The 8,697-nt window shown below is 70.4% G+C and carries 10 protein-coding genes; 4 read left to right on the top strand and 6 right to left on the bottom strand.

Annotated features, from left to right (window positions below):
* The 5 genes from VF557_15175 to VF557_15155 all read right to left on the bottom strand — a co-directional run.
* Positions 1 to 311, bottom strand: a 311-nt coding sequence (locus VF557_15175) for a hypothetical protein (GenBank protein HEX8081552.1), incomplete at its 3' end; no start/stop codon positions are given.
* Positions 304 to 1,086 (bottom strand): hypothetical protein, encoded by a 783-nt coding sequence (locus VF557_15170; protein ID HEX8081551.1) that lies wholly within the window; start codon positions 1,084 to 1,086, stop codon positions 304 to 306. The genes VF557_15175 and VF557_15170, both read right to left, overlap by 8 nt.
* Positions 1,087 to 1,094: 8 nt before the next feature.
* Positions 1,095 to 1,604: a phage tail protein gene (locus VF557_15165; protein ID HEX8081550.1), complete on the bottom strand. Its 510-nt coding sequence runs from the start codon at positions 1,602 to 1,604 to the stop codon at positions 1,095 to 1,097.
* Between the two features lie 14 nt (positions 1,605 to 1,618).
* A complete protein-coding gene (locus VF557_15160) occupies positions 1,619 to 3,232 on the bottom strand; it encodes a phage tail sheath subtilisin-like domain-containing protein (GenBank protein HEX8081549.1) in 1,614 nt (537 codons plus the stop codon).
* A gap of 30 nt (positions 3,233 to 3,262) precedes the next feature.
* Entirely contained in the window at positions 3,263 to 4,114 is an 852-nt protein-coding gene (locus tag VF557_15155; protein HEX8081548.1) for a hypothetical protein, read from the bottom strand.
* A gap of 202 nt (positions 4,115 to 4,316) precedes the next feature.
* Here VF557_15155 and VF557_15150 point away from each other — a divergent pair, with 202 nt between their 5' ends.
* The 3 genes from VF557_15150 (at position 4,317) to VF557_15140 (ending at position 7,060) form a co-directional block, all read left to right on the top strand.
* Complete coding sequence (locus VF557_15150; GenBank protein ID HEX8081547.1) at positions 4,317 to 4,925, top strand: hypothetical protein; 609 nt, start codon at positions 4,317 to 4,319, stop codon at positions 4,923 to 4,925.
* Between the two features lie 5 nt (positions 4,926 to 4,930).
* The gene (locus VF557_15145; GenBank protein ID HEX8081546.1) at positions 4,931 to 5,851 is read left to right on the top strand and encodes a hypothetical protein; all 921 of its coding nucleotides are present in this window, start codon (positions 4,931 to 4,933) and stop codon (positions 5,849 to 5,851) included.
* Between the two features lie 138 nt (positions 5,852 to 5,989).
* The gene (locus tag VF557_15140; protein ID HEX8081545.1) at positions 5,990 to 7,060 is read left to right on the top strand and encodes a hypothetical protein; all 1,071 of its coding nucleotides are present in this window, start codon (positions 5,990 to 5,992) and stop codon (positions 7,058 to 7,060) included.
* A 102-nt stretch (positions 7,061 to 7,162) separates the two neighbouring features.
* Here VF557_15140 and VF557_15135 read toward each other — a convergent pair whose 3' ends face one another.
* Entirely contained in the window at positions 7,163 to 7,900 is a 738-nt protein-coding gene (locus VF557_15135; GenBank protein ID HEX8081544.1) for a helix-turn-helix domain-containing protein, read from the bottom strand.
* A gap of 98 nt (positions 7,901 to 7,998) precedes the next feature.
* On the opposite strand from VF557_15135, the gene folE reads away from it, so the two are divergent.
* Positions 7,999 to 8,667 (top strand): GTP cyclohydrolase I FolE, encoded by a 669-nt coding sequence (gene folE, locus VF557_15130; protein HEX8081543.1) that lies wholly within the window; start codon positions 7,999 to 8,001, stop codon positions 8,665 to 8,667.
* The last annotated feature ends 30 nt before the right edge of the window (positions 8,668 to 8,697 follow it).

Genomic DNA, 8,697 nt, shown 5'->3' with positions numbered 1-8,697 from the left:
GCTGCCTCGCGGGCCGGCGGGCGGTCGGTCACGATCCGCAGGCCGGTCCCGGTGGCCGGCCCGGCTGGCGGCGTCCCGGCGTGGCCGGCGCGTGGCCGCTCCGGGTGTTGAGGTTTCCGGGGCTCGGCCGACCTCGGTGGGTGGGCGGGCCCCGGCCGCCCGGCCGGCTCCGGGCCGGCGTCGTCATCGGCGGCCTGCCAGGCCGGCCGGGTCGGCCCCCAGGCGATCTGGCGGGGTACCTGCGCCGCGCGGCCGCGCCGGGTCGCGACCTCGTCGACGAGCCGGTTCAGATAGCCGTGCGCGCTAGCCAACTCCCACCCCCGACAGCGGTTGCTCGGCGGGGTGCCCGGCGATCAGGTCGGCGTAACGGCGCCGGCGCGCGGACGGCAGTTCGAGAATCGCGTTCTGGGACCAGCGGTACACCGAGGCGATCAGGTTGACGTCGTCATAGACCGAGGCCGCGAAGAACCGCAGCTCGGACATGCACAGCTCGCGGACGTTGACGTCCAGCAGCACCGGCGCCGAGCACTCCGGGCAGCTGCCCGCGACCTCGGCGCGCAGCGTCGGCGCCAGGATGGCCATCACCTGCTCGACCGCCCGCGCGGCGCGGGCGCTCAGCGGCTGCCGGACGCACCGGGCCAGCAGCGCGGCGCGCGGGTCATCGGCCTCGGCAGCGGCCAGCACGTCGGCCACCACCGGCACCCGGAAGCTGACCTCGTGCGCGTGCAGCAGGTACCAGCCCGGCTCGGCCCCGGTCACCCGGCGCGAGGTCCGCGGCCGGTGGTGCTCGGCGTAGGCGGCCAGGCTGAACTGCACGTCGACCGGCGAGCCGCACTGCTCGCACTGGCCTTCGGCCACCAGGGTGTCGCCGCGCAACTCGCGGCGGCGGGCCAGGACCAGCAGGTCCAGGTCGCCCACCGGCAGCGTGCCGGCGTCCAGCGGCGTCCCGTCGGCCAGCAGCGCGATCCGCGCGAGGTAGGCCCGCGCGCCGGCCAGGCCTGGTTGGCTGTCGGCCAGCGCGATGTCGTCGGTTCCGGTGGCCGGTCGCCAGTGCGCCCGCACGCCGCTGATCGGCAGCCGGATCATGGCGCGCGTCAGAACTCCTTGGGCTCGGCCAGCGACAGGTCGTGCTCCCAGCCCTCGTTCTCGAGCTTGATGTGCTCGATGGCGACGGCGTTGGTGCCGGCGTCGAGATCGGGAAGGGCTTGGAACTCCGAGACCCACGCGCGGTGGATGAGGTAGCGGTGCACCGGCTGGCCCTGCTCGTTGAGCAGCTCGATGCGGATCTCCTTGCGCAGCTTGGCCAGGGACGAGCTCGGCGCGCCCTTGTCCAGCACCTGCGCGGCGTTGGCCCACTGCTCGAAGGAGTCGTCGTGGGTGACACCGCGTTCCAGGGTGATCGGCTCGTACTTCTGCCGGCCGACACCCTTGCGGATGACGGCGTTTCCGCCTTCCTTGTACTCGATCACGTCGTTGGAGCGCTTGATCGAGCTGACCTTGCTGACGCCGGCGACCGGGGCGGTGGAGGTGTCGAAGTAGACCAGGAACCGGTAGCTCTTGTAAGGGTCGAACCGGGAGACGTTGACGCTGAACGGCTTGGGCATGGGGTCGGAGGCTCCTAGCTCTGGCTCTGACCGGCGAGCTGGGCGATCTTGATGATCACGAACTCGGCAGGCTTGAGCGGGGCGAAGGCGACGACGATGTTGACGATGCCGTTGGCCTGGTCGTCGGGGGTGGTCGTGGTCGCGTCACAGCTGACCTGGAAGGCCTTGCTCGGCGTGCTGCCCTGGAACGCGCCCTGGTTGAACAGGCCGAGCATGAAGTTGTCGATGGTCGTCTTGATCGACACCCACAGCGGTGTGTCGTTCGGCTCGAAGATGACCCAGCCCAGGCTCTGCACCAGCGACTGCTCCAGGAACAGCGCCATCCGCCGCACCGGCACGTAGCGGTACTGCTGGAACGCCGGATTCGCCGCCACTAGGGTCCGGGCGCCGAAGACCACGGTGCCGATGCCGGGCAGGGTGCGCAGGACGTTCACCCCGAGCGGGTTGAGGGTGCCCTGACGCTCGTTGGTCATCCGCCCGGTCGGCGCCACGCCCACGGTGTTGGACACCAGCGCCTCGTAGCCGGCCGGCGCCTTCCAGACGCCGCGGTTGGTGTCCTGGCGGGCGATCACGCCGGCGACGAAGCCGGACGGCGGGATCAGCAACGGCTCGCCGGTGTTCGGGTTGTTCGAGCGCAGGTGGGGGAAGTACAGCGCGCCGTTCTGGCTCTTCGGGATGATCCGGCCGGGCGCCTGGTCGGACATGATGTCGCCGATCATCGGCAGCGGGAACCCGGTGGGGTCGGCCACCGCGTCCGCGGGCGGGTCGACGATCATGAACGCCCGCTTGTGCTCGGCCACCGCCAGCGCCCCGCTCACCACGCCGGGATCCCAGATGCCGGGCACCAGCAGCAGGTTGAAGATCGGGATCTTGTCCAGCGCCTTGTCCGCCTCGAAGGCGTCGGAGAAGTCGCCGGGGCTGTAGGTGGTGAACGGGTTGACCGGCAGGCCGCTGTTGAGCGGGGTGGCGCCGAGGGCTCCGGTCCACTGGGCCGGGTAGGCGGCGGTCGGGGCCACGCTGACCAGCGAGCTGACCGGCTTGTCCGCCGTTCCGATCCGCTTCTCCAGGGTGTTGCCGGCATCAGCCGCTGACGGCGCGGGGTTCAAGGTCACCCGGCGGTAGGTCTCGGCCCGGCCGCCGTAGCCGATGGTGAGGTCTGCCAGGTCGATGGGCGCGGCGCCGGTGGTGGCCCGCGGGTTGGTGATCGAGACGGTCAGCAGGTGGTGGTCATCGACCGGCTCGCGACCGGTGAAGACGATGCCGTTGGCCGCGGTGCCCAGCGTCAGCGTCGGCGGGCTGATGTCAGTGGTGGGGCCGCCGCCGAGGTCGTGCAACCGCGGCTTCAGCGCGACCACCCAGCCGACGCCACCGCCGTTGTTGAAGAACTGGAACACCGCGCGCCCGACGTCGTCGGCGAGCCAGTCGACGTCGAACAGGCCGCCGAACTCGCGCTCGTAGTCGGCGAAGCTGAAGATCTGCACCGCCTCGCCGTAGTGATGCGGCTTGGTCTTGAACGGGTGGGTGTAACCCACGAAGACGGTGACCGACGTGGGCGCGGCGCTGATGGTGTGCGAGTTGCTCAGGATCTCTTCGATGTAGATCCCGGGGTAGGTCGGTGTGACGGGCATGCGGAGGTCCTTCTACTGGAGGTGAGGAGCTCAGGTGTAGAGCAGGCCGTTGGCGGCCAGGCCTGGCGCGCCGCCGGAGAGCCGTACGGAGGCGTCCGCCGGCAGCGCGGCGCCGCTCGGCGGGGCCGCGCAGGTGACCAGGTAGCCGACCGGCGCCGGCAGGTTGCCCAACGTTTGCAGGGTGATCGGCGCCTGGGTCCCGGTCTCCAGCGTCGAGTCATAGGTCGCGCTCACCGTGAAGGTGGCCCCGCTGACCGTCACGGCGTAGGACAGCCCGCCGGTGCCCTTGTAGTCGGCTCGCGGCAGCAGCGTGCAGACGACTTTGCCGTCGCCGTCCTTGAGGTCGACGCCGGTCGCTTTCTTGAGCACGCCGGTCGAGGCGACGGCGGCCTTCGCGCTGGCTCCGGTCGAGCCCTTCTTCACCACCACCAGGCCGCTGCCGGCTACCGGGTCACCGGCAACGCCGGTCGGGGAGTCCACTCCGATCGCCAGGGCGGCGGCCTCACCGCTCGCCAGGCCCGGGTAGCTGTCGGTCTCGGTGACGGTGACCGTGATCTCGGCCTCCAGCGGCGCGGTGTCGTCCTCGGCGGCCACCGTGACCTCGATGTTGTTGGTCTCGGGGCCGGTGCGGGTGGCGGTGAAGGCCAGCGCGGGCATCGGTGGCGGCGTCGGCGGCGGGTTGAGCTCGCCGGCGGCGGCACGCGCCCTGGCCATCGCGAGCAGGGTGATGGTCTCGCTCGGGTCGAAGCCCGCGCTCCAGGCCGATCGGACCTGCAGGTCCGATCCGTTGAACTGCAGGGCCGACAGCGGCACGACCTTCTGGGCGCCTTCGGCGTTGGTGAAGCTGACCGGCGTCGAGCCGATCACGTCGACAGCTGCCATCGCGAGCGCTCCGTTCGGTGTGGTTTCTGCCTGCTACGCGGGCATCCTGGCCCGGCGCCTGTCACGGCCACGTCACCGTCGCGTCACCGGTTGCCCGAATCGGGGTTCGCGGCGCCGTCCGGCCTGCGATCATCGCCGTACTCGTGCTGACCGGCACGGGTGGTGGGGGGGTCACGGGGGCCCCGGCCGAAAGGAGCGCACTGTGTCGAATTCGATTGAGACGGCTGCCGACGAGCCGGATTGCGGGGAGTCGGCCGAGCAGGCCCAGTCAGCAGGGCAGGTCAAGTCGGCAGGGCCGGTCAAGTCGGCAGGGCCGGTCAAGCCGGCAGAGCCGCAGCCGGTCGACCTCGGCATCGAAGGTTTCGAACAGCTGATGGCACTCAGCGACGACGACCTCGAGGCGTTCTCCGGCGGCGTTCTGATCGGCACGTTGGACCTGGCGTCGTTCCTGGCGCCCGGCGGCGGCTGGGGCGGCTCCGAGACGCCGGCCCGGCGGGCCGTCCCGATCGGCAGCCGCAACGGCCTGCGGGTGACCGACTACAAGAGATCCTGGGGCAGCACCGGATCAGATCATCACGTCTCACAAAGGCAGTCCTTCGCCGTCGACCTGTCCAACGGCACCTCGCCCACCGCGCAGATGCTGCGCACCGCGCGCCAGCTCGCCGCGGCGCTGGGCCACAGCTGGCCGGCGAACGGGTACCTGCAGACCGCCACGACTGCCCGCGGCTACCGCGCGCAGCTCATCTACAACTCCAGCGTCGTGCCCAACCATCACAACCACGTGCACTTCGGCGTGCGGAAGGTGCGGTAGCGGCGATGGGATATGACGCCCGGATCGCCCGGGCGATGCTGAAGCTGGGTTACCGGGTCTTTCCATTCGAGGCCTTCGACCGGTCCGGCAACCTCAAGCTCGCGCAGGTGGACTTTCCACCCGATGTCGACGCCGGTCTCGGCCGGATCGTGTCCAACCCGCTGTGGGGTGACCTTTACCGCACCTTGTCCCCGCTGGCCGCCGAAGGCGTGTTCATGGCGGGGATCGGCTTTCTCAACGACCGGGTGCAGGTGGTGCTGTTCCGGGCGACCACCTCGGTGCCGAACGCCACCGCGGCGATGAACTGGGCCTCGGCCTATCACGGCACCGTCGAGGCGACCCTGCACGGCTACGCGGGCCGGGCCTACGCCCTCGATCCCAACCTGCGCAAGGTGATCGACAAGGCTCGCGGCCACCTGCCCCCGAGCAGCAAGAGCGCGGTCGGGCAGGCCGATGACCTGGGCGCCGGCTACGGCGACTCCGACTCCGACACCACCATCCAGACCGATGACGAGTACGCCCCGGCGGCGGCGCAGCCGGTGGCGGCCACCGGCATCTCCTGGCTGGTGCTGGGCCTGGACCTGCTGGGTGAGTTGCTGGTCAACGTCACGGTTCGGACCAAGGTGCTGACCACGGTGTGCTGGTACCCGCCGAGCACCGCCGACCGGGCCTTCGCCAGCCGGTGGCGCCCGATCCACGCCACCCTGCAGACCGGGACCTACTCCGGGCACCGGTCGGCGCACCTGGTCTGGAACCCGGTCGGGTCGCCGGTGATCTGGAGCGGCGAGAGCGTGAGCTGGAAGGGACCGGGCCTGGACATGCCGGCCGTCCCCGTCCAGTGGTGCCAGGCCCTCCGGCCGCTGGCCAACTGCCTCGGCTCGCCGCAGATGACGCGCGCAGCGGTGGAGACCGAGGTGGTGTCCTGAGCGCCGCGGGCGATGTGTTGACCGAACCTTCCCGACCGGACACAATCCGCATACCCTGGCCTGAACGCCCGCACTTTGACACCCAGCTCATTTCACCACGTTGCCGGCTGTGCCGGCACGTGATCAACGGAGGTATAGATGCTCGGAAACCGCACTGCCCGCGTAGCCATAGCCGGCTGCGCGCTGGCCGCCCTCACCGTGCAGCTGGGCCCTGCCCACGCCGGTAGCGCCAAGCCGGACGCCGGCCCCGGCTCGACCGGAACCGCCAGTGTCTTCATGGTCAACCCGGTGCAGTCCAGCGGCAACCAGAACCTGGTCGATGACAACGACTCGGCCACCGCGGTGCCGGCCAGTGAGTACGCGACGGCTCAGCTGCGCAACCTGGACGGCTCGGGCTACCTGAACGGCAGGTGGGTGAGCGTGCAGTCCAGCACCGGCACGCCGGCCTACTCCGCGACCAACACCCATTTCTACAACCGGCACGAGGACCAGTTCGAGCAGGTGATGGCCTACTTCTGGATCAACCAGGCACAGGAGTACCTGCAGTCCCTCGGCTTCGGAACGACCCTGCGCCCGATCCTGGACGAGCAGTTCCACGTGAAGATCAACCAGTACGGCGGCGACAACTCCTACCAGACCGACAAGCCGTTCCGGGTCCGGATGGGCAAGGGCGGGGTCGATGACGCCGAGGACGCCGAGGTGCTCGTGCACGAGTACGGTCACGCGGTGCACCAGTCCCAGGTGCCTGGCTACGGGACCAGCCTGGACGCCGGCGCCATCGGCGAGGCGTTCGGCGACTACCTCAGCATCACCGTAGGCCTGGCCGCCGCGCAGCAGTACGGCTGGCCGGTCAAGGCCGACCACGCCTGCACGATGGACTGGGACTCGGTCTCCTACACCAGCACGGTGCCGCACTGCCTGCGCCGGGTGGACAGCAACCTGACCGTGGCCGACCGGCGCAACCAGGTCCACTTCGACGGGATGATCTGGAGCCGCGGGCTGTGGGACATCCGCAACGCCTACGTCTCGCTGGGTCTGGGCACCCGCCGGGCTGACACCACGATCATGGACGCCCAGTTCGACTTCGCACCCGGCACCTCGTTCAGCGCGGCTGCCAAGGCGACGTACAACAAGGCACTGGCTCGGGACGGCGCCGCTGCCGCCAATGCGGTCCGGACCGCTTTCGCCAACCGGGGCATCACCTTCTGACCCCACTGACAACCGCTGGTCAACGCCGCGGCCCTGCCTTCGGGCAGGGCCGCGGCGTCAGCTAACGCGTAGCGGCCGCGCTCGCCGGGGCGTGCGAAACCGCTACGCGTCCAAAGACGACCCGCTCCGGGGCCGGCTGAGGGTGACGCAGCAGCGTCCGGCTGCCGGGTCCAGCCGGGCCTGCAGCCGCTGGTCCTCGAGGCTGTCGACCAGCCCGCGCAGCAGGTGCAGGTTCATGCCGCACACCAGGCCGGTGTAGTCCTTGGCCAGGCTGTGGAAGGGGCAGTTGCTCAGGGTGACGCGGTCGAAGGTCACCCTGGGCTCGTAGCCCACGCCCTCCAGCACCTCGCACACCGCGGCGACCAGTTCGTCGGGGCCGGGCTGGCAGCCGGCGAGCTGGCCGGCCTGTCGACCCATCCGCTCGCCGGTGGCCTGGGCCGCCGCGCGCAGCGTGGCCGACACCGGTTCGGCCGAGGCGGTGCTGGCCGTGATCGCCTCGGCCATCAACCGCCCGGGCAGCTCGTACTGCCGTTCGGGCAGGCTGACGGCGATGTCGCGGGCGGCGCGGCGGTAGAACTTCGCCGGGCGGCCGGCGCCGGGCCCGGTGCGACCGGCCGGCCGGCGGTACTCCACCTCGAGCAGGCCATCCTCCTCCAGCTTGTCGAGGTGGAACTTGGCCACGTGATGAGCGACCCCGACCCCGCGGGCCGCCTGTTCCCGGCTGACCGGCTCGGACTGCTCGGTGACGTAGCGGTAGAGGGTCTGGCGCATCGGCTCACCGAGGGAGGCGATGCTGCGCAGCCGCGCCTGGATGGCGACTTGGTGCCGCGACGGTGGCATTGCCGCTCCCTCCATATTTCTAAAAGATACTCCCGTTGACGAAAGAATGTCAGCGGTCTAACGTACTTCTGGTATTCCGATAGAGGGGAGCCCCCGCCATGGTCAATGTTGTAGCACCGGTGCAGCCCGACCCGGGTGCTGACCCGGCCGAGGACTTCGACGATCCGGCGGCCGGCACGGCGCCCCATACCCTGCGCATCGTCAACGCCACCCCGCCGATCGACCTCCCGGGTGCCGAGCGCGCGGTTCGAGCGCTGCTGATCGCGCTGGGCCAGGACCCCGAGGCCGAGCACCTGCGCCAGACCCCGCGGCGGGTGGCCGGCGCCTATGCCGAACTGCTGACCCCGCGCGACTTCGACCTGACCACGTTCGCCAACGACGAGAACTACGACCAGCTCGTGCTGGCCTGCGGCATACCGTTCCAGTCGCTGTGCGAGCACCACCTGCTGCCCTTTCACGGAGTGGCGCACGTCGGCTACCTTCCCGATCAGCGCATCGTGGGACTGTCCAAGCTGGCTCGGGTCCTCGAGCGTTTCGCCCGGGGCCTGCAGGTCCAGGAACGGCTCACCCAGCAGGTCGCGGACTGCCTGCAGGCGCACCTGCACCCCAAGGGCGTCGGGGTAGTTCTCGAGGCCGAGCACCAGTGCATGTCACTGCGGGGGGTCCGCGCGCACGGCTCGCGCACCCTCACCTCGGCGCTGCACGGCCACCTGCGCATCGACCCGGCAGCCCGCCAGGAATTCTTCGCACTGACCCGCGACCGCTGATGTCGCACACCCCACGAGAGAGGCACGCTC

This window comes from Jatrophihabitans sp., assembly GCA_036389035.1.
In the GTDB taxonomy this organism is placed as follows: domain Bacteria; phylum Actinomycetota; class Actinomycetes; order Mycobacteriales; family Jatrophihabitantaceae; genus Jatrophihabitans_A.
This window is presented reverse-complemented; position numbering and strand designations above follow the sequence as displayed.

Coding starts and splice junctions, on each gene's coding strand:
- VF557_15140 (HEX8081545.1), top strand. CDS start 5,990: ATGCTCGGAAACCGCACTGCCCGCGTAGCCATAGCCGGCTGCGCGCTG.
- VF557_15165 (HEX8081550.1), bottom strand. CDS start 1,604: ATGCCCAAGCCGTTCAGCGTCAACGTCTCCCGGTTCGACCCTTACAAG.
- folE (HEX8081543.1), top strand. CDS start 7,999: ATGGTCAATGTTGTAGCACCGGTGCAGCCCGACCCGGGTGCTGACCCG.
- VF557_15155 (HEX8081548.1), bottom strand. CDS start 4,114: ATGGCAGCTGTCGACGTGATCGGCTCGACGCCGGTCAGCTTCACCAAC.
- VF557_15160 (HEX8081549.1), bottom strand. CDS start 3,232: ATGCCCGTCACACCGACCTACCCCGGGATCTACATCGAAGAGATCCTG.
- VF557_15135 (HEX8081544.1), bottom strand. CDS start 7,900: ATGCCACCGTCGCGGCACCAAGTCGCCATCCAGGCGCGGCTGCGCAGC.
- VF557_15170 (HEX8081551.1), bottom strand. CDS start 1,086: ATGATCCGGCTGCCGATCAGCGGCGTGCGGGCGCACTGGCGACCGGCC.
- VF557_15145 (HEX8081546.1), top strand. CDS start 4,931: ATGGGATATGACGCCCGGATCGCCCGGGCGATGCTGAAGCTGGGTTAC.